19 protein-coding genes are annotated in these 18,356 nt (G+C 73.3%); 13 read left to right on the top strand and 6 right to left on the bottom strand.

The genetic code is table 11. The features are described 5' to 3' along the window. Positions 1-68: 68 nt before the first annotated feature. Positions 69-1,430 carry an NAD(P)/FAD-dependent oxidoreductase gene (locus ACH4TP_RS16940; RefSeq protein ID WP_398438385.1) on the top strand — a complete coding sequence of 454 codons (1,362 nt, stop codon included), beginning with the start codon at positions 69-71 and terminating at the stop codon, positions 1,428-1,430. A gap of 23 nt (positions 1,431-1,453) precedes the next feature. Here ACH4TP_RS16940 and ACH4TP_RS16935 read toward each other — a convergent pair whose 3' ends face one another. Continuing rightward, positions 1,454-2,923, bottom strand: coding sequence for a regulator (locus ACH4TP_RS16935; protein ID WP_389229776.1), 1,470 nt, complete (start codon positions 2,921-2,923; stop codon positions 1,454-1,456). Positions 2,924-3,211: 288 nt separating this feature from the next. On the opposite strand from ACH4TP_RS16935, the gene lipB reads away from it, so the two are divergent. The 4 genes from lipB to ACH4TP_RS16915 all read left to right on the top strand — a co-directional run bounded on the left by lipB (position 3,212) and on the right by ACH4TP_RS16915 (position 6,287). Next, entirely contained in the window at positions 3,212-4,021 is an 810-nt protein-coding gene (gene lipB, locus ACH4TP_RS16930; RefSeq protein WP_389229773.1) for a lipoyl(octanoyl) transferase LipB, read from the top strand. Between the two features lie 104 nt (positions 4,022-4,125). Then, positions 4,126-5,094: a lipoyl synthase gene (gene lipA / locus ACH4TP_RS16925; protein ID WP_041128874.1), complete on the top strand. Its 969-nt coding sequence runs from the start codon at positions 4,126-4,128 to the stop codon at positions 5,092-5,094. 262 nt (positions 5,095-5,356) lie between these two features. Beyond that, the gene (locus tag ACH4TP_RS16920) at positions 5,357-5,572 is read left to right on the top strand and encodes a hypothetical protein (protein WP_225798795.1); all 216 of its coding nucleotides are present in this window, start codon (positions 5,357-5,359) and stop codon (positions 5,570-5,572) included. A 10-nt stretch (positions 5,573-5,582) separates the two neighbouring features. Next, positions 5,583-6,287, top strand: coding sequence for a DUF4191 domain-containing protein (locus tag ACH4TP_RS16915; protein WP_389229770.1), 705 nt, complete (start codon positions 5,583-5,585; stop codon positions 6,285-6,287). Positions 6,288-6,354: 67 nt separating this feature from the next. Here the strand turns inward: ACH4TP_RS16915 and ACH4TP_RS16910 are convergent, their stop codons facing one another. Then, on the bottom strand, positions 6,355-6,822 hold the full coding sequence (locus tag ACH4TP_RS16910; RefSeq protein WP_398438382.1) for an RDD family protein: 468 nt from the start codon (positions 6,820-6,822) through the stop codon (positions 6,355-6,357). Positions 6,823-7,042: 220 nt separating this feature from the next. Between ACH4TP_RS16910 and glnA the strand changes: the two genes are divergently transcribed. The 3 genes from glnA to ACH4TP_RS16895 all read left to right on the top strand — a co-directional run bounded on the left by glnA (position 7,043) and on the right by ACH4TP_RS16895 (position 10,604). After that, positions 7,043-8,467, top strand: coding sequence for a type I glutamate--ammonia ligase (gene glnA, locus ACH4TP_RS16905; protein ID WP_389229764.1), 1,425 nt, complete (start codon positions 7,043-7,045; stop codon positions 8,465-8,467). 224 nt (positions 8,468-8,691) lie between these two features. Next, positions 8,692-9,417: a tRNA-dependent cyclodipeptide synthase gene (locus ACH4TP_RS16900; RefSeq protein WP_398438381.1), complete on the top strand. Its 726-nt coding sequence runs from the start codon at positions 8,692-8,694 to the stop codon at positions 9,415-9,417. Beyond that, positions 9,414-10,604 (top strand): cytochrome P450, encoded by a 1,191-nt coding sequence (locus ACH4TP_RS16895; protein ID WP_389229758.1) that lies wholly within the window; start codon positions 9,414-9,416, stop codon positions 10,602-10,604. The genes ACH4TP_RS16900 and ACH4TP_RS16895 overlap by 4 nt, the downstream gene beginning before the upstream one ends. Positions 10,605-10,669: 65 nt before the next feature. On the opposite strand, the gene ACH4TP_RS16890 is transcribed toward ACH4TP_RS16895, so the two are convergent. Beyond that, on the bottom strand, positions 10,670-10,945 hold the full coding sequence (locus tag ACH4TP_RS16890) for a hypothetical protein (protein ID WP_389229755.1): 276 nt from the start codon (positions 10,943-10,945) through the stop codon (positions 10,670-10,672). Between the two features lie 161 nt (positions 10,946-11,106). Here ACH4TP_RS16890 and ACH4TP_RS16885 point away from each other — a divergent pair, with 161 nt between their 5' ends. Next, positions 11,107-11,466, top strand: coding sequence for an arsenate reductase family protein (locus ACH4TP_RS16885; protein ID WP_389229751.1), 360 nt, complete (start codon positions 11,107-11,109; stop codon positions 11,464-11,466). A gap of 21 nt (positions 11,467-11,487) precedes the next feature. Here the strand turns inward: ACH4TP_RS16885 and ACH4TP_RS16880 are convergent, their stop codons facing one another. Next, positions 11,488-12,342: an alpha/beta fold hydrolase gene (locus ACH4TP_RS16880; RefSeq protein WP_398177827.1), complete on the bottom strand. Its 855-nt coding sequence runs from the start codon at positions 12,340-12,342 to the stop codon at positions 11,488-11,490. A gap of 109 nt (positions 12,343-12,451) precedes the next feature. Between ACH4TP_RS16880 and ACH4TP_RS16875 the strand changes: the two genes are divergently transcribed. Continuing rightward, positions 12,452-12,886, top strand: coding sequence for a MarR family winged helix-turn-helix transcriptional regulator (locus ACH4TP_RS16875; protein ID WP_398178847.1), 435 nt, complete (start codon positions 12,452-12,454; stop codon positions 12,884-12,886). Then, on the top strand, positions 12,883-14,304 hold the full coding sequence (locus ACH4TP_RS16870; protein ID WP_398438378.1) for a PLP-dependent aminotransferase family protein: 1,422 nt from the start codon (positions 12,883-12,885) through the stop codon (positions 14,302-14,304). The genes ACH4TP_RS16875 and ACH4TP_RS16870 overlap by 4 nt, the downstream gene beginning before the upstream one ends. Here the strand turns inward: ACH4TP_RS16870 and ACH4TP_RS16865 are convergent. After that, positions 14,273-14,800, bottom strand: a complete 528-nt coding sequence (locus ACH4TP_RS16865; protein ID WP_389229742.1) for a GNAT family N-acetyltransferase — start codon at positions 14,798-14,800, stop codon at positions 14,273-14,275. The two genes, ACH4TP_RS16870 and ACH4TP_RS16865, sit on opposite strands and share 32 nt — an antisense overlap. After that, a complete protein-coding gene (locus tag ACH4TP_RS16860) occupies positions 14,784-15,689 on the bottom strand; it encodes a Gfo/Idh/MocA family protein (protein WP_398177833.1) in 906 nt (301 codons plus the stop codon). The genes ACH4TP_RS16865 and ACH4TP_RS16860 overlap by 17 nt, the downstream gene beginning before the upstream one ends. 270 nt (positions 15,690-15,959) lie before the next feature. Here ACH4TP_RS16860 and glnII point away from each other — a divergent pair, with 270 nt between their 5' ends. Together glnII and ACH4TP_RS16850 are read left to right on the top strand one after the other, a co-directional pair. Beyond that, positions 15,960-16,991 carry a glutamine synthetase gene (gene glnII, locus ACH4TP_RS16855; RefSeq protein ID WP_389229736.1) on the top strand — a complete coding sequence of 344 codons (1,032 nt, stop codon included), beginning with the start codon at positions 15,960-15,962 and terminating at the stop codon, positions 16,989-16,991. Positions 16,992-17,079: 88 nt separating this feature from the next. Beyond that, a complete protein-coding gene (locus tag ACH4TP_RS16850; RefSeq protein WP_398438375.1) occupies positions 17,080-18,000 on the top strand; it encodes a DUF6891 domain-containing protein in 921 nt (306 codons plus the stop codon). The last annotated feature ends 356 nt before the right edge of the window (positions 18,001-18,356 follow it).

Genomic DNA, 18,356 nt, shown 5'->3' with positions numbered 1-18,356 from the left:
CTCGGGCATTCCGGGGGCCCGTTGGGGGCATAGGCCTCCCACCGGCGCGCCGACCTGGGGAGGGGCACGTGCTCAGTACCGCAACCAGCGCACAGCACAGGGACGTCGTGGAGACCGTCGACGTCGTCATCGTAGGAGCCGGGACCGCGGGTCTCGCGGCCGCCCGCCGGCTGACCGGCGCCGGGCTCGCGGTCGCCGTCCTGGAGGCGGAGCCGCAGGTCGGCGGCCGGCTGGCCACGGACCACGTCGACGGTTTCCGGCTCGACCGGGTGGGCCCGCTGCTCACCTTCTCGCCCGAGGAACTGCGGACCGCGCCGGGGCTGTCCGGGCTCCCGCTGCGCCCGTTCGGTCCGGGGGTGCTCGTCCACAGCGACGGCCGGTACGCGCGCTGGGGCGTCCCGCACCCGCGCCGGGCGCCCGGCCAGCGGGGCGGCGGGGTCCACCGGGGCGTGGGGGGAGCGTTCAGCATGGCGCGCGCCCTCGCGAGCGCCCCCCGTAATCCGGCCGTCTCGCTCGACCAGGCGCGGCTGGGCGCCTCCCTCGTCCGGCTCGCCGCGACGCCTCCCGCGCGCCTCCTCGCCCGCCCCGAGCGGACCGCCCGCGAGGCCCTCGCCGCCCGGCTCCCCGCCCGTACGGTCCAGGGGGTGCTGCGTCCCCTTCTCGCCGCGCTCCTCGCCGATCCGGACCTCGGCATGTCGAGCCGTCAGGCGGACCTGGCGCTGCGGGCCTTCGCCCTGGGCCGGCCGACCGTCCCCGAGGGCGGTGCGGCGGCGCTGCCCGAGCGGCTCGCGGCCGCGCTGCCGCCGGGCACGGTCCGCACCGGCGTCCGGGTCACGGAGGTGTCGGTCTCCCGGGTCACGACCGCCGAGCACGGCGTCATCGGCTGCCGCTCGGTCCTCCTGGCCACGGGCGCGCGCACGGCGGCGAAGCTGCTGCCGGGCCTCCGGGTGCCCGGCTTCCACCCGGTCACCGTCCTGCACCACACGGCCCCCGTGGCGCCCACCGCGGACCCCACCCTCCTCCTGGAGTCGGACCCGGGCGGTCCGGTGGCCCACACGGCGGTGATGAGCGCGGTCGACCCGACCCGGGCACCCGCGGGCCGGGCCCTGATCACCTCGACGGTCCTCGGCACCCCGCCGGACGACACGGAACGCCGGGTCCGCAAGCACCTGGCCACGCTGTACGGCACCTCGACCGACGACTGGGAACTCCTCGCCCTCCACCACACCCCGGACGCCGTCCCCGCGATGCCGCCCCCGCACGACGCGCACCGCTCGGTCCGCCTGCTCGCCGGCCTCTACGTCTGCGGCGACCACCGCGACACCGGCACGGTCTCCGGCGCCCTGGCCTCCGCCGCCCGCGCCACGACGTCCCTCCTGACGGACCTGGGCGTCCGCCCGCCCCTGGCCGAACCCGGGGCGGCGGCCTGACCCCTCCGCCCTGGCCGTGCGTGTCAGCCGATCGCCGCCACCCGGTCGCGGTACGTGCGGGCCGCCGCCGCGTCGCGGTACGGCTCCAGGCGGCGCTCGAAGTCGCGGACGTACTCGACGGCGCGGGCCGACCGCATCTCCGAGGCCTGCTGCGCCGCCTCGGCGCCCAGCGCGCAGGCCTGGTCCAGTTCGCCGAGGGCGAGCCGGGAGGTGGCGAGGACGACGCGGCAGAAGAGGCGGCTGCGGGCGAAGCCGGGGGCGCGGAGCTGGAGGGCGCGCTCGGCGTGCTGGGCGGCGGGGCGGTACTGCTGGAGGTCCCGGTGGCAGTGGCCGAGCTCGTCGGCGAGCTGCGCCTCGTCGAAGTGGCGGGCCCAGTAGGGGACCTCGTCGCCGGGCCGGGCCGCCTCCAGGGCGCGCTCGGCGCGGACGAGGGAGGCGCTGCAGGCCCGCGCCTCGCCGAGAACCGCGTGGCCCCGCGCCTCGACGGCGTGCAGCATCGCCTGGACGACGGGCGGCGCGGCGGGCCCGACGCCCTGCTGGGCGACCCGGGCGAGCTGCACGGCCTCGCGCCCGTGGCCGAGGTAGACGGCCTGGCAGCTCATGGTGAGGAGCACGTACGAGCCGTAGGCCCGGTCCCCGGCGGCCTGGGCGAGGCGCAGCGCCTGGACGAAGTACCGCTGGGCGAGTCCGTGGGCGGCGATGTCGTACGAGGTCCAGCCGGCGAGCCGGGTGAGGTCGGCGGCGGCGGCGAAGAGGCGGCGCCCGGTGCTCTCCCCGTACGTGCCGCGCAGCATCGGCTCGGCCTCGTGCTCCAGGTAGCGGACGAGGGCCTGCCGGGCGTGCCCGCCGCCGTAGGCGTGGTCGAGGGTGCGGAAGAGTTCGCCGACGGAGCGGAGGGCGGCGATGTCGCCGCTGGAGACCCGCTGGCCGGGCCCCCTGTCCGTACCGCGCTGGCGGGGCACGGAGAAGCGGCCCTGGGGCGGGACGCGGAGGTCCTGCGGGGGCGTGGAGGCGCGGGGCGCGACGGGGGCCGGTTCGCCGCGGGCGACCCGGTCGTCGGCGCGGCCGATGAGCCAGTCGCGGCTGGGGACGACGAGGCCGGCCGGGGTGAAGGCGATCTTGCGGAGTTCGGCGTGGCTGCCGGAGTCCTTGCGCCACAGGCCGCTGACGATGTCGACGGCCTCCTCGGGGGTGGCGGCGAACTCCAGGCCCGCGTAGACGGGCGCGCAGGCGTCGAGGCCGAGGTCCTGGGCGGAGAGCCGGCGACCGAGGCGGCGGGTGAAGACCTCGGCGATGAGGGCGGGGGTGGTGCCGCGCGGCTGCTGACCGCGGAGCCAGCGGGTCACGGACGTCTTGTCGTACCGCAGGTCGAGCCCGTGTTCCAGTCCGAGCTGGTCGACCCGTCTGGCGAGCCCCGCGTTGGAGAACCCGGCTTCGGCGATGAGCGCGGCGAGCTGGCGGTTCGGGATGCGCTGCGGTGGTCGTTCCGTCATCAGCTGTGCGGTCTCCTGCCTTCCGGGCCCGGACGGCAGCCCCGCCGGACCCTCATGGAACGGCGCGAATTTAGCGGTCCCCACGGCCCGTACCGCCACCTTCGCCCCACATTCATCCGATCGTGTGAGGATTGACGGCATCGCTGACGTAGACGTCCCCGTCCACCTGCCGGAGGGGCGTCCCCGTCGCCGCCGTACAGTGGCATGGGCGCGAATGACGCATGGTGCCGAGCCGGCCCGGGATGATCCCCGGACCCCGGATCCCGGCACCCAGGAGGAGGCATGGCCGTGAGTGAGCTGCGATTCGTCCGCCTTGGGTTCGGCGAGGAAGCCGTCGAGTACCAGGTGGCCTGGGACAAGCAGCGCGAGGTGCATGCCGCGCGGTTCGCCGACGAGATCGGCGACACCTGTCTGCTCCTGGAGCACCCGCCGGTCTACACGGCCGGCCGGCGCACCCAGGAGAGCGAGCGGCCGCTGGACGGGACGCCGGTGGTGGACGTGGACCGCGGCGGCAAGATCACCTGGCACGGCCCCGGCCAGCTGGTCGGCTACCCGATCATGAAGCTGCCCCGCCCGGTGGACGTCGTCGCGCACGTGCGCCGCCTGGAGGAGGCCCTGATCCGCACGGCCGCCGAGTTCGGCGTCGAGACGACGCGGATCGAGGGACGCAGCGGGGTCTGGGTCCTCGGCGACCCCGTCGAGCAGCGCCCCTCGCTCGGCGGTCTGTCGCTGGACTTCGACCCGCGGCTGACGGACGAGGAGTTCGACCCGCGCCTGAACGGCCCCGAGTACGCCCCGTCCAACGCCGGCCAGCGCCGCGAGGACCGCAAGCTCGCCGCCATCGGCATCCGGGTCGCCAAGGGCGTCACCATGCACGGCTTCGCCCTCAACGTGAACCCGGACAACACCTGGTTCGACCGGATCATCCCGTGCGGCATCCGGGACGCGGGCGTGGCCTCGCTGGCGAACGAGCTCGGCCGGGACCTCACGATCGAGGAGGTGCTCCCGGTCGTCGAGAGGCACCTGCGGGACGTCCTGGAGAACGCGGATCTCAAGCCGCGGGAGATCGAGCGTCCGGTGGAGACGGCCTCGGCCTGAGGAATGCCGAGCTGTGGCCACGGGTTGGCCACGCGTAGAGCAAGGCATGGAAGCAACGGGCGTACCCTGGTGGGCGCCGAAGAATCGAAGCTACAGGAGCCGATGTGTCCGCAGTCGCCCCCGACGGACGCAAGATGCTGCGCCTGGAGGTCCGGAACGCCCAGACCCCCATCGAGCGCAAGCCCGAGTGGATCAAGACCCGCGCGAAGATGGGTCCGGAGTACACGAAGATGCAGGGCCTCGTGAAGAGCGAGGGCCTGCACACGGTCTGCCAGGAGGCGGGCTGTCCCAACATCTTCGAGTGCTGGGAGGACCGCGAGGCGACCTTCCTCATCGGCGGTGACCAGTGCACCCGGCGCTGCGACTTCTGCCAGATCGACACGGGCAAGCCCGAGGCGCTGGACCGCGACGAACCCCGCCGCGTGGGCGAGTCGGTCGTCACGATGGACCTGAACTACGCCACGATCACGGGCGTCGCGCGCGACGACCTGGAGGACGGCGGCGCCTGGTTGTACGCGGAGACCGTGCGCCAGATCCACCAGCAGACGGCGGACCGCGCCGACGGCCGCACCAAGGTCGAGCTGCTCGCCCCCGACTTCAACGCGGTGCCGGAGCTCCTCAAGGAGGTCTTCGACTCCCGCCCCGAGGTCTTCGCGCACAACGTCGAGACCGTCCCGCGGATCTTCAAGCGGATCCGTCCGGGCTTCCGGTACGAGCGCTCCCTGGACGTCATCACCCAGGCCCGCGACTACGGTCTGGTCACGAAGTCGAACCTGATCCTCGGCATGGGCGAGACCCGCGAGGAGATCAGCGAGGCGCTCCAGCAGCTGCACGACGCGGGCTGCGAGCTCATCACGATCACGCAGTACCTGCGCCCCTCCGTCCGGCACCACCCCGTGGAGCGCTGGGTGAAGCCGCAGGAGTTCGTGGAGCTGAAGGAGGAGGCCGACGAGATCGGCTTCTCCGGTGTGATGTCGGGCCCGCTGGTCCGCTCCTCCTACCGCGCGGGCCGGCTGTACCAGCAGGCGATCGAGAAGCGCGGCGCGGTCGACAACGCCACGCAGGCCGTCTGACCGCTGTGTGAATCCGAGCACAAGTAGTTACCGGTCAGTACTGGCCGGATCCGGTGCGGTCCGCACGACCCCGCAGCTCAGCGGGGCGCGCGGGCCGCACCGCCGTTTCCCCCTCGCCCAACCGGCCGCATCAACGTTTCATCAGTGTTTGACCGCCGGGTCACGTCCTGGTAACACCGATCTGTGAGCCTGGTTTCACTCACCGCCACCACCGCTCGCACCCCCCACCTCGTCTCACCCGCAATCGAGGGAGGACCCCGACATGCCGGCCGCATCGACGCACGTCCGCGTCACCGCGATCCCGTCCGTCACCGACGCCCTGAAGGCCGTGGAGGCCCTGCTCCTGGGCGCCGGCCAGCGCACCGCCCGGCGCAACGCCTGGAACTCCGTCCTGGAGGACCGCCGCCGGGCCAAGGACCGGGTGGAGGCCCAGCGCGTGATGGAGGTCGCGTCGGGCCGGGCTTCCCGGGCCACGTAAACTTCAGGACATGGCGAGGAAGGCAAACACGGGCAGCGCTGACGCTGCGAACCCCGGGCGACTGAAGCAGATCGCCCTCACGTACCAGATGACCCGGAAGGCGGACCCGAAGGTCGGTCTGGTCGTCGCGGGCGTGGGCATCGGCGTACTCGGTGTCCTCCTCGCGATCGGCTTCCTCATCGGTCATCCGGTCTACCTGGGCATCCTGGGCTTCGTCCTGGCGCTCCTGGCGGCGGCCATCGTCTTCGGGCGGCGCGCCGAGCGCGCGGCCTTCGGGCAGATGGAGGGCCAGCCGGGCGCGGCCGCGGCGGTGCTGCAGAACGTCGGACGCGGCTGGACCACGACCCCCGCGGTCGCGATGAACCGCAGCCAGGACGTCGTGCACCGCGCGGTCGGCCGCGCGGGCATCGTGCTGGTGGCCGAGGGCAACCCGAACCGGGTCAAGACCCTGCTCGCGGCCGAGAAGAAGCGGATGAGCCGCGTCGTGGTGGACGTGCCGGTGCACGACATCATCGTCGGCGACGGCGAGGGCCAGGTGCCGCTGAAGAAGATCCGTACGACCATGCTCAAGATGCCGCGCGTGCTCACCGGCCCGCAGGTGACCGCCGCCAACGACCGACTGCGGGCGATGGGCGACCTCATGAGCAACATGCCGCTGCCGAAGGGTCCGATGCCGAAGGGCATGCGGATGCCGCGCGGCGGAAAGATGCGCTGACCCCCGACCTGACGAGAAAGGCCCCGGACCGCGAGGTCCGGGGCCTTTCCCTGTTCGTATACGTGATTCAGATACGGACCTGGACGGCGCCGGAGAGGCGGTCGTGGAGGCCGCGGCCGTCGCGGTCCCAGATGAGGGCCGGGATGGCGAGGCAGACGAGCAGGGATCGGAGCGCCACCCGGAACAGGCCGAGGCGGCCTCCGTTCACGGAGAGGACGCGCAGGCCGAAGATCCGCTTGCCGGGCGTCGAGCCGACGGTGCCCACCGTCAGCACGCCCAGGACGAACAGGATGACCAGGGCCCAGTTGCCCGTGGCCTGGTTGTAGCCGTCGGTGATCAGGCCGTATGCGATCAGCATGCAGAGGGCCCAGTCGACGGCGAGGGCGCCGAGGCGCCGCCCGGGGCGGGCGATCGAGCCGGGGCCCTCCTCCGGCAGCCCGAGCTGCTCACCGCGGTAGCCGAAGTCGACGCCTGCGTCCTCGGCCGCCGCGCGGGGGCCGGAGAGCCAAGATCCGAGTGCTTGCCTGTTGTCCACCCGACCACGGTACTGTGCCCGTTTTTGATCAGTTCGGCCCGGGTCGGAGTACGGTGCAAGGGAGGCGGTGCGCCACACGGCCCGGTTAACTTCGCCGAAACAATCGGGTCACGCTTGAGAAATCCCGTCTGCCTATGGTCGGGTCCAGCGTGTGCCACCGCACTGGCCGCACGACCGCTGCAACCCCGCCCCTCCCCGGGCCGGGAGTAGGAGGAGTGGGATGTCCCAGACCAACGGGTTCCAGAACGCCGACGAGGTCCAGAAGTTCATCAAGGACAACGACGTCAAGATGGTCGACGTCCGGTTCTGCGACCTTCCGGGTGTGATGCAGCACTTCACGATCCCGGCGACGGCCTTCGACCCGTCCGAGGAGCTCGCCTTCGACGGCTCGTCGATCCGCGGTTTCCAGGCCATCCACGAGTCCGACATGGCGCTCCGCGCCGACCTGTCGACGGCCCGCGTGGACCCCTTCCGCCGCGACAAGACGCTGAACATCAACTTCTTCATCCACGACCCGATCACGGGCGAGCAGTACAGCCGTGACCCGCGGAACATCGCGAAGAAGGCCGAGGCGTACCTCGCCTCCACCGGCATCGCCGACACCGCCTACTTCGGTCCCGAGGCCGAGTTCTACGTCTTCGACTCGGTGCGCTTCGAGACCTCGGCGAACCAGGGCTTCTACCACATCGACTCCGAGGCCGGCGCCTGGAACACCGGTGCGGAGGAGAACAACCGCGGCTACAAGGTCCGCTACAAGGGCGGCTACTTCCCGGCCCCGCCGGTCGACCACTTCGCCGACCTGCGCTCCGAGATCTCCCTGGAGCTGGAGAACGTCGGCCTGCAGGTCGAGCGCCAGCACCACGAGGTCGGCACCGCCGGCCAGGCCGAGATCAACTACAAGTTCAACACGCTGCTCGCCGCGGCCGACGACCTGATGCTCTTCAAGTACATCGTGAAGAACGTCGCCTGGCGCAACGGCAAGACCGCGACCTTCATGCCGAAGCCGATCTTCGGCGACAACGGCTCGGGCATGCACGTCCACCAGTCGCTGTGGGCGAACGGCGACCCGCTGTTCTACGACGAGACGGGCTACGCGGGCCTCTCGGACACCGCCCGCTACTACATCGGCGGCATCCTCAAGCACGCCCCGTCGCTGCTCGCCTTCACCAACCCGACGGTGAACTCGTACCACCGCCTGGTCCCGGGCTTCGAGGCCCCGGTCAACATGGTGTACTCGCAGCGCAACCGCTCCGCCGCCATGCGCATCCCGATCACGGGCTCGAACCCGAAGGCCAAGCGCGTCGAGTTCCGCGCCCCGGACCCGTCCTCGAACCCGTACCTCGCCTTCTCCGCCCTGCTCCTCGCGGGCCTCGACGGCATCAAGAACAAGATCGAGCCGGCCGAGCCGATCGACAAGGACCTCTACGAGCTCGCTCCCGAGGAGCACGCCAACGTCCAGCAGGTCCCGACCAACCTGGAGGCCGTCCTCAACGCCCTCGAGGACGACAACGAGTACCTCCAGGCCGGCGGCGTCTTCACCTCCGACCTGATCGAGACCTGGATCGACTACAAGCGCACCAACGAGATCGCCCCGATCCAGCTCCGCCCGCACCCGCACGAGTTCGAGCTCTACTTCGACCTCTAAGCCGAGGCTGCCTGACGAGGCCCGCCGCCCCCTCCGAGGGGACGGCGGGCCTCGCCGTTTCCGGCCGAGATCACGGGGGCGTGAACAGCTGACGAACTGTCGCCCGTACCTATGGGTAGGGGGTTCACGCTCCGCGACTGGTCGATAGCGTGTCGTCGTCGCTGCCGCCACACCCGGAGCACAGGGCTCCGCAGGGACTAGTTGGCGCGATGAGGACTGCCTACGTGACTCAGGCGGCTTTCGCCCCTGCCGAGACGCTCCGACTCCAGCCGTACACCGATCACTGCCGCGTCATCGCCGACGAGGGCGCGCACGTGGTCATCGGCGTCTCACCGGGGAACAGCTATTTCACCGCCCGGCGGCTGCGCGAGCTGACGCGCTGGGGCTTGGACCACTTCGACCAGGTCGATCTCGTCTACACCGATCTGCATGTCGCCGACATGTACGAGGCGCTGGGGTACGGGGCCGACGAGGCGCGGCGGAAGGCCGTCAAGAACCTGCGGGGGGTGCGGGCGAAGGTCGGGGCGGCCGTGGCGGAGGCCGATCCCGCGGGGGTGCGGGTACGGGCCCGGGGGATGTCGGAGTTCGGGGACGTCCCGGCCTACCGGGAGCTGCACCGCACGGTGCTCGACGCGGTGGCGGCGGACCCGGTGGTGCGGGAGACCTGCGACGCGCTGACCGGGATCTTCCTGGCCGGGAAGCTGGCGCCGGGGCAGGTGGTCGACGAGCGGCAGCGGGAGGTGTGCCGGGCGTACATCTGCGCCGAGGTGCCGCTGTTCCTGGACACGCCCGCGATCCTCGGGGTGCCGTCCTCGCTCAACTGCTACCACCAGGCGCTGCCGCTGGCCGATCTGCTGTACGGGCGGGGGTCCGGGCTCCGGGCCTCGCGCAACCAGGGCCACGGCATCCTCACGCCCGTCGAGACCGTCATGGAAGGAACCGCGCGATGAGCGTCGCCGTCGAGACCCTGCCCGCCTTCCCCTTCGACTGGGACGGGACCCGGCTGCCCGCCGAGATCGGCGCGCTGCGCGCCGAGCCGGTGCGGAAGGTCCGCACGATCGCCGGGGCCGAGGCCTGGCTGGTCTCCTCGTACGAGCTGTGCCGACAGGTCCTGGAGGACCCGAGGTTCAGCCTGAAGGACACCTCGGCGCCGGGAGCGCCGCGGCAGTACGCGCTGACGATCCCGCCGCACGTGGTGAACAACATGGGCAACATCACGGGGGCCGGGCTGCGCAAGGCCGTGATGAAGGCGATCAACCCGAAGGCGCCCGGTCTGGAGGAGTGGCTGCGGGCGCGGGCCGGGGCCCTGGTGGACGCGCTGGTCGCCGAGGGGGCGCCCGGGGAGCTGCGGGGCGCCTATGCCGATCCGTACTCGGCGGGGCTGCACTGCCGGATGCTGGGCATCCCGGAGGAGGACGGGCCGCGGCTGCTGCGCAGCCTGGACGTGGCCTTCATGAACGCGCCGCGCGAGATCGAGGCGGCCCGGTTGAACTGGGACCGGGACATCGCGTACATGACCGAGCGGCTCGACGATCCGGCGACGGGCGGGCTGATGGCGGAGCTCGCGGCGCTGCGCGAGGATCCGGAGTACGCGCATCTGACGGACGAGATGCTGGCGACGGTGGGCGTGACGCTGTTCGGGGCCGGGGTGATCTCCACCGCCGGGTTCCTGACGATGGCGCTGGTGTCGGTGCTGACCCGGCCGGACGTCCGGGAGGCGCTGGCCGGGGGCGGTGGCCGGGTCGCGGGGGCGATGGACGAGCTGCTGCGGGTGAACCTGTCGATCGGCGACGGGCTGCCGCGGCTCGCCCTGGAGGACGTGCGGCTCGGCGACGTCGACGTGCGGGCCGGTGAGCTGGTCCTGGTGCTCGTGGAGGCCGCGAACCACGATCCGGAGCGCTTCCCCGACCCGCTGGCCTTCCGGCCGGACCGGGAGAACGCCTCCGACCACCTCTCCTTCGGCGGCGGATCGCACTACTGCCCGGCGACGGCGCTCGGCAAGCGGCACGCCGAGATCGCCCTGGAGACGCTCCTCGACCGGCTGCCGGGGCTGCGGCTCGCGGTGCCGGTCGAGCAGCTGGTGTGGCGCACCAACTTCATGAAGCGGCTCCCCGAGCGGCTGCCGGTGGCCTGGTAGCGGGCGGGATCCGGCGACGGCGCCGCCCGGGTCCGGGCCTGGACCCGGGCGGCGCTCCGCCGGTGTCAGCGGCCGTAGCGGATCAGGGCCCGGACCATGCGGCAGGTGGTGTCGGAGGGCGGGTGGATGCCTATCTCGGCGGCCGTCGCGCTGATCGTCGCGTTCGTCGCCTTCGACGGGACGTAGACGCCGGCGTCGAGGAGCGCGATCGCGAGGCGCATGGCCTTCAGGCGGCGGTTGTGCGTCACGTACCACTCGCGGGGGCGGCCCGCGGGGAGCCGCTTCTTCTCCAGCGGCTTCCAGGGTTCGATGGACGGCGTCCGGATCACGGCGAGAGCCATGGGCTACCTCCTGGCGAACGGTGGGGTGCGGGCCCTCCCCGGGACCCTCACCTTCACCCCCCATTTTAGAGAACCCCACTGACAATCGCCCCTGGCCAGGTGGGGTTTGGGGGGTGGTGGAGGGGGGCTTGGGGGGTGCCCGTGCGAGTACCGTGTGGGGCATGGAGATCTGGATCAATCCCGCCTGTTCCAAGTGCCGCGGCGCCCTCACGCTCCTCGACGCGGAGGGCGCCGACTACACCGTGCGGCGGTATCTGGAGGACGTGCCGACGCCGGAGGAGATCCGGGAGGTGCTGAAGCGGCTCGGGCTCGAACCCTGGGACATCACGCGGACCGGGGAGGACATCGCCAAGGAGCTCGGGGTGAAGGAGTGGCCCCGGGACGAGGACGGCCGGGAGCGGTGGATCGAGGCGCTCTCCGCGCACCCCAAGCTGATCCAGCGGCCCATCATCACGGCGGAGGACGGCACGGCCGTCGTCGGCCGGACCGAGGAGGCCGTGCGGGACGCGCTGTCCCGCTGAGCCCTCCGCCCGTCGGCTTCCTCAGCCCGTCAGGAAGCGGGTGATCGCCGACAGCCCCTCGGGCGGCAGGTCCGTCGGGAGGGTGTGGTGGGTCGCTTCCGGCAGGGTCTCCGTCGCGATGCCGGGGACGGTCGCGCGGGCCGTCGCGGTGATCCGGGCCGCGTCGTGCACGCGGCTCCGCCCCGCCGCGAGCATCAGCGTCGGGGGCCGCAGGGCGGCCAGTTCGGCGCGGGTGGGGCGGGGGCCGGTGACCGGGCGGTGCCGGGGCAGTTCCGCCGCCAGGGTGTCGAGGCGCCGTACCGCCGGGTCGTGCGCGGCCCCGCCGGTCTCCCAGGTCAGGAGGGCCTCCATGCGCGCGGCCGTCGGGCGCAGCAGTACGGGCAGGGCGTGCAGGAGGTAGCCGGGACCGAAGCCGGCGAAGCAGCCGGTCGGGTCGAGGAGGACGAGGCGGTCGGTCCGGCCGGGGGCCGCCAGGGCGTACCGGAGCGCGATCCACCCGCCGTACGAGTGGCCGCAGAGCGAGGCCGAGGCCAGTCCGAGGCCGTCGAGCAGGGCGTCCAGCCAGGCCGTGAGGTCGGCGGCGGTACGGATCGGGCTGCCGTCCGCCCGGCTGCGGCCCGGTCCGCCGACGAGGTCGACGGCGTGGACCCGGTGCGTCGCGCCGAGCGCGGCGGCCGTCGCGCGCCAGGAGCAGGCGGTGGACCCGCCGCTGGGCAGGAGGAGGACGGGCGGGCCGTCCGGGGGGCCGTGGTGGAGGACGTGGGTGGTGCCGTGGGGGGTGCGGAGTTCCGAGGTGGTGGTGGGGGCGGGCCAGGTGGCGAGGAGTTCTTCGTAGGCCGCGGCGTAGGTGCCGGCGGTGGTCCGGGCGTGCGGCATCGCGCTCGTCCTCTCGTTCGGCGATAATCTCGTTCGTCGATAATCTCGCTCAGCGAGACATTGGGATCGCTGGAGATCATAGGAGGGTTCGGTGGACTCGTCACCGGAGATGCGGATCTTTCATCTGCTGCGCGAAGTCACCGTCGAGTACGGCCTGCGCCAGAACGAGTTCGCCGCCCGCAACGGCATGCACCCGACGGACGTACGGGCCCTGATCTGCCTCCTCGACGCCGAGCGCGCCGGTACGGACGCCACCGCCGGGTGGCTCGGCGAGCGGCTCGGCCTCAACTCGGCCGGCACGACCGCCGTCGTCGACCGGCTCGAACGGCTCGGGTACGTGGCCAGGACGCGCGACACCCGGGACCGGCGGCGCGTCCTGCTGACCGTCGAGGACCGCGCCAAGGAACTGGGCCGCGCGCACTTCGGGCCGCTGATCGACGGGACGGTCGCCCTGCTCGGCGGCTTCACGGAGGAGGAGACCGGGGCCGTACGCCGGTTCCTCACCGGGGTGCGGGACCTCATGGACGACGGCGGGGAGCGGTGAGCGGCGCCGACGCGCTCGGGAACGACCTCCATCTGGACCTCGGCGCCGGTGGCGGCCGGCGGGCCGCGCTCATCCGGGCCCTGCGCGAGGCCGTGCGCGAGGGGCGGCTCGCCCCGGGGACGCGGCTGCCGCCCTACCGGTCGCTCGCCGCCGACCTCGGGATCGCCCGCAACACCGTCGCCGCCGCGTACGCCGAACTGGTCGCCGAGGGCTGGCTGACCTCCCGCCAGGGCTCCGGCACCCGGGTCGCCGAGCGGGTCGCCGCACCCGCCGCGGGGCCCCTGCGCCCGGCCGCGCCGCCGCCCCTCCCGTACGACCTCGTCCAGGGCAGGCCGGACCCCGGCGCCTTCCCGCGCGGCCCCTGGCTGGCGGCGGCCCGGCGGGCCCTGACCGCCGCGCCGCACGAGGCCTTCGGGAGCCGCGACCCGCACGGCCGGATCGAACTGCGCCGGGCCCTCGCCGAGTACCTCCCCCGGGTCAGGGGCGTGCGCACGAGCCCCGAGCGGATCGTGATCTGCTCCGGCGCCGCGCACGCGCTGCGGCTGCTCGCCCGGGTGCTCGGTACGGAGCGCCCCTGGGCCGTCGAGGCGTACGGCCTCCCCTTCCACCGGGGCCTCCTCGGCGAGGCCGGCGTCCGTACGGTGCCGGTGGGGGTCGACGGGGGCGGGGCCCGCACCGGGGAGGTCCCGCCCGGGGCCGGGGCCGTACTCCTCACGCCCGCCCACCAGTTCCCCACCGGCGGACCGCTGCACCCCGAACGCCGGGCCGGTGTCCTGGAGTGGGCCCGGCGCTCCGGCGGGCTGGTCCTGGAGGACGACTACGACGGGGAGTTCCGGTACGACCGGCGGCCCGTGGGCGCCGTCCAGGGCCTCGACCCCGAGCGGACCGTCCTCCTCGGCTCCGTCAGCAAGAGCCTCTCCCCCGCGCTGCGCCTCGGCTGGATGTGCCTGCCGGCGGCGCTCGTGGACGCCGTCGCCGCCGCGAAGGGGGAACGCGAGCCGTACGCCTCGGCCCTGGACCAGCTCACCCTCGCCGAGCTCCTCGCCTCCGGCGCGTACGACCGGCACGTGCGGGGCATGCGCCGCCGCCACCGGGAGCGGCGCGACCGGCTGGCCGCCGTCCTCGCCGAACGGGTGCCGGAGGTACGGGTGACGGGCATCGCCGCCGGTCTGCATGCCGTCGTGGAGCTGCCCCCGGGCACGGAGCGGGCGGCGCTCGCCGCGGCCGCCCGGCACGGGGTCGCCACGGAGGGCCTCGCCTCCTACCGCCACCCGGACGCCCGCGGCGCCGCCCACCCGGACGGCCTCGTCGTCGGCTACGCCACCCCGCCGGAGCGGCTGTACGGGGCCGCCCTGGACGCGCTGTGCGCGGCCCTCGCGGAGAGCCTCAGAGGGCGTCGCCCAGCGCCTTCGTCATGACGCGCTCCTCCCCCGCGCCGCCGTCCGGCACGTAGCCGAGGCGCTCGTACAGCGCGATCGCCGGGGCGTTGGCCGCCAGCACGGAGAGCCGGAGCCGGTCCGCTCCCGTGCCCTGCGCCCAGGTCTCGACGGCGGCGATCAGCCGGGCGGCGAGACCGAGCCCCCGGGCCTCGGGGGCGACCCAGACCGACCGCAGCTCGGGCACGGCGTCCGGCGCGAGGAGCCCCGCGGCCATCCCGACCGGCCGACCGCCGCGGACGGCCAGGACGCCGTACGCGGCCGGGTCCTCGAACCGGGCCCGCCACCGCTCCTCACCGCCCCGCCCCCAGTCGGCGAGCCGCACCTTGAACGCCTCCGGCGAGACCGTGAGCGAGGCGATCCGGGCCTCGCGCCAGACGGGCCAGTCGGCGGGCGTGACGGCCCGGAGGACGGGCTCGCCGCCGGTCGTGCCGTCGTCGCCGTCACCGGCCGTGCCGTCGTCAGCCGCGGGCCGCATGCCGCTCCGCCTCCGTCAGGATCTCCGTGATGCGGAGGCCGAAGCGGGCGTCGCAGGCGTGGGGTTCGCCGGTGCGGGCCGCGGTGACGAGGGCGTCCACGGCCGCCGCGAATGCCTCCACCGCGCCGTCCCAGCGGGGCAGTTCGGCCCGGCCCCCGGTGCCGTACAGCGTGAGGGCCGCCTCCGCCGCCTCCGGGGGCGCACTCAGGGTGAGCGTGGCCGTGCTGCTCGCTCCCGAGGCGTGGCGCAGCACCAGGTGGTGGGTGTCGTCGGGGCCCGGCACGGCGGTGACCTCGGTGACGTCGCCGAGGACCGGAAGGTACACGGAGAGGACGTGCGGGCCGACGTCCCACAGGCCGCCCTTCTCCCGCCGCCAGGGCGAGGCCGCGTACGCGCTGGCGGAGCCGGTGCCGTAGAGCGAGCCCAGCCAGTGCGCCTCGCCCAGGAACCAGCCGCCCTCCGCCGCCCGCTCGTCCGTCCAGCGGGCCGTCGGCTCCGCGAACCGCAGGGTGCAGAAGACCACCGAGGCGACCCCGGCCGCCTCGACCGCCTCCGCCACCTCGCGGGCGAGCGCCACCGTCGTGGCGACCGGCTTGTCGAGCAGGACGTGGCAGCCCGCGGCCGCCGCCCGGACGGCGAAGGCCGCCTGGACGTCCGGCGGGAGCGCCAGGGCTATGGCGTCACTCGCGGCGAACAGGGCCTCCACGTCCTCGTACGCGCGCGTGCCGGACGCGTCGGCGAGCGCGGCGGCCGCCTCGGGCCGTCTGCCCCACACCCCGCTGAACTCGACGCCCGGATGCCCCGCGAGCGCGGGCGCGTGCGTACGGGCGGCCCAGGGGCCGGTGCCGAGGAGTCCGATACGGGGCTTGTCGCCGATCTTCTTCGCCATGCCCCCAGTCTGCCGGGCGGTACTGACAGGCCCCGCTCCCCGTATACGAGGGGTGGGGCGCCGCTCGGCGCACGCGCTGTCGCACGGCGGACGCGGGTTCACCCGGATGGCTGAGTAACACGGGGTTCACAAACGGGCAACCGACGGGAAATCCCAGGTTGCGAAGCTGCGGTCGAACACACACCGCGCAGACGGCGCGGTGACCGCAGCTTCTCGCAGTGCCGCGAGCCGCGGCGGATCCCCGCAGCAGCACGCCAAAGGATGAGACCCGTGACCTTCAAGGCTGAGTACATCTGGATCGACGGCACCGAGCCGACCGCGAAGCTTCGCTCCAAGACGAAGATCATCGCGGGTGAGGGCCTCGCCCTCGACGAGCTGCCGATCTGGGGCTTCGACGGTTCCAGCACGAACCAGGCCAAGGGTCACGCCTCGGACCGCGTCCTCAAGCCGGTCTTCTCCTGCCCGGACCCGATCCGCGGCGGCAACGACGTCCTGGTGCTGTGCGAGGTCCTCAACACGGACATGACGCCGCACGAGTCCAACACGCGCGCCGCGCTGGCCGAGGTCGCCGGCCGGTACGCCGCCCAGGAGTCGATCTTCGGCATCGAGCAGGAGTACACCTTCTTCGACGGCACCCGTCCGCTCGGCTTCCCGGTCAACGGCTTCCCGGCCCCGCAGGGCGGCTACTACTGCGGCGTCGGCATCGACGAGATCCACGGCCGTCCGATCGTCGAGGCGCACCTGGAGAACTGCCTCAAGGCCGGTCTCGGCATCTCCGGCATCAACGCCGAGGTCATGCCCGGCCAGTGGGAGTTCCAGGTCGGCCCGCTGTCCCCGCTGGAGGTCTCGGACCAGCTGTGGGTCGCCCGCTGGCTGCTCTACCGCACGGCCGAGGACTTCAACGTCTCCGCGACGCTCGACCCGAAGCCGGTGAAGGGCGACTGGAACGGCGCGGGCGCGCACACCAACTTCTCCACGAAGGCGATGCGCGAGGGCTACGACGCGATCATCACCGCGTGCGAGGCGCTCGGTGAGGGCTCGAAGCCGCTCGACCACGTCAAGAACTACGGCGCCGGCATCGACGAGCGCCTGACGGGCCTGCACGAGACCGCCCCGTGGGACGAGTACTCCTACGGCGTCTCGGACCGCGGTGCCTCGGTCCGCATCCCGTGGCAGGTCGAGCAGGACCAGAAGGGCTACATCGAGGACCGCCGCCCGAACGCGAACGTGGACCCGTACGTGGTGACCCGCCTCATCGTGGACACCTGCTGCGAGGCCCTGGAGAAGGCCGGCCAGGTCTGATCCCGCGCACAGCCCGACAGGGGCGCCCGCCGTTTCACACGGTGGGCGCCCCTGCGGCGTTGTCAGTGGGGTCTGTGACAGTGGGCTCATGCTCGACATCACGGTGCAGACCGAGAACTGGGAGAAGCACGTCCGGCCGTCCGAGGAGGACCTGACCGGGCTCGTGCGGCGCATCGGCGCCGAGGGGGACCGCTTCCTGGTCCTCCAGCGGATACCGGACCTGCCGGACGTCTTCGCCCAGGTGTGGCACGCCGACGGCGGGCACTTCCGGCTGGAGCACCGGGCCGGCGGGCCCGAACTGCACGTCGGGACACGGCTCGACACGCCGGAGCGGGTCGCGGAGGTCCTGGCGGCCTGGGCACGCGGCGAAGCCGCCTGGGACGCCGGGGTGAGCTGGGAGGACCTGGACTTCCCGGCGGCGCCGGACGTTCCCGAACTCCCCGGGGAGGTGCGGGAGGAGATCGAGAACCGGGTGCGCTCGATGCTCGTCTGCGGCTACGACGACCGAGCGCGGCTGACCCGGGCCGCCCAGGAGGAGGTGTTCTCCCCGGACGAGCACCCGGTCTCCCGCGAGCAGGCCGCCGCGCTGGTGGACCGGCTGTGGCTGGAGCGCGTCGGGGAGATGGCGGGCTGGGAGGGCACGACCGACCCCGAGCGGATCACCGCCGCCTTCGCCGAGCTGGACGCGGCCGGGATCGTCGCCCGCGAGCACTTCACGTGCTGCCGGTCCTGCGGGACGGCGGAGATCGGCGCGGAGGACGGGGCGGACCGGGCGCGCGGGTTCGTGTACTTCCACACCCAGTGCACCGAGGGCGCGGCGGACGGCGGGCCGCTGTACCTGCTGTACGGCCGGTTCGACCACGCGGCGGAGACGACGACGGCCGCGGCGGTCGGCGAGGAGGTCGCCGGGGCGCTGCGCGGGCAGGGGCTGCGCGTGCGGTGGGACGGGGACCCGGAGCAGGCGATCCTGGTCACGGGGCTGGACTGGCGGAAGCGGCTGGTCGGTTGAGGCGGCGGGCGGGCCGGGGGCGGCGGCCGGCTGGTCGAGGGCCGCGGCCGGCTGTGTGACGGGGAGGTCGACGGATCTTTTCCGGACGTTCGGACGAGTTGGGGGGTGACCGGGGGTGCTCAGCTCGTTTCCCTCCTGGTTTAATAGGGATATGGCCATCATGCAGAACGACACCGCGAAGGGTCGCCACGACCTCGAGCCGTTCTGGCCTACCCGGGCGCACCACGACTTCGACCGGTGCTGTCGACGCGTGAGGAACGCGTCGGCCCTCTAACGCCCCGATCGGTACACGGTCCGATCCCGGCCTTCGGCCGCACGCGCACGACGTACGAGACACCTCCGTCCGTTCCCCGCGC

This window comes from Streptomyces sp. NPDC021012 (assembly GCF_044333355.1).
Lineage (GTDB): Bacteria > Actinomycetota > Actinomycetes > Streptomycetales > Streptomycetaceae > Streptomyces.
This window is presented reverse-complemented; position numbering and strand designations above follow the sequence as displayed.

Bases quoted from the DNA above. Each gene is read 5' to 3' on its own strand.
- ACH4TP_RS16920 (WP_225798795.1), top strand. From the start codon at position 5,357: ATGCCGGCCGCATCGACGCACGTCCGCGTCACCGCGATCCCGTCCGTC.
- ACH4TP_RS16915 (WP_389229770.1), top strand. From the start codon at position 5,583: ATGGCGAGGAAGGCAAACACGGGCAGCGCTGACGCTGCGAACCCCGGG.
- ACH4TP_RS16860 (WP_398177833.1), bottom strand. From the start codon at position 15,689: ATGGCGAAGAAGATCGGCGACAAGCCCCGTATCGGACTCCTCGGCACC.
- ACH4TP_RS16895 (WP_389229758.1), top strand. From the start codon at position 9,414: ATGAGCGTCGCCGTCGAGACCCTGCCCGCCTTCCCCTTCGACTGGGAC.
- ACH4TP_RS16890 (WP_389229755.1), bottom strand. From the start codon at position 10,945: ATGGCTCTCGCCGTGATCCGGACGCCGTCCATCGAACCCTGGAAGCCG.
- ACH4TP_RS16850 (WP_398438375.1), top strand. From the start codon at position 17,080: ATGCTCGACATCACGGTGCAGACCGAGAACTGGGAGAAGCACGTCCGG.
- ACH4TP_RS16865 (WP_389229742.1), bottom strand. From the start codon at position 14,800: ATGCGGCCCGCGGCTGACGACGGCACGGCCGGTGACGGCGACGACGGC.
- glnA (WP_389229764.1), top strand. From the start codon at position 7,043: ATGTCCCAGACCAACGGGTTCCAGAACGCCGACGAGGTCCAGAAGTTC.
- ACH4TP_RS16880 (WP_398177827.1), bottom strand. From the start codon at position 12,342: ATGCCGCACGCCCGGACCACCGCCGGCACCTACGCCGCGGCCTACGAA.
- ACH4TP_RS16885 (WP_389229751.1), top strand. From the start codon at position 11,107: ATGGAGATCTGGATCAATCCCGCCTGTTCCAAGTGCCGCGGCGCCCTC.
- ACH4TP_RS16875 (WP_398178847.1), top strand. From the start codon at position 12,452: ATGCGGATCTTTCATCTGCTGCGCGAAGTCACCGTCGAGTACGGCCTG.
- ACH4TP_RS16935 (WP_389229776.1), bottom strand. From the start codon at position 2,923: ATGACGGAACGACCACCGCAGCGCATCCCGAACCGCCAGCTCGCCGCG.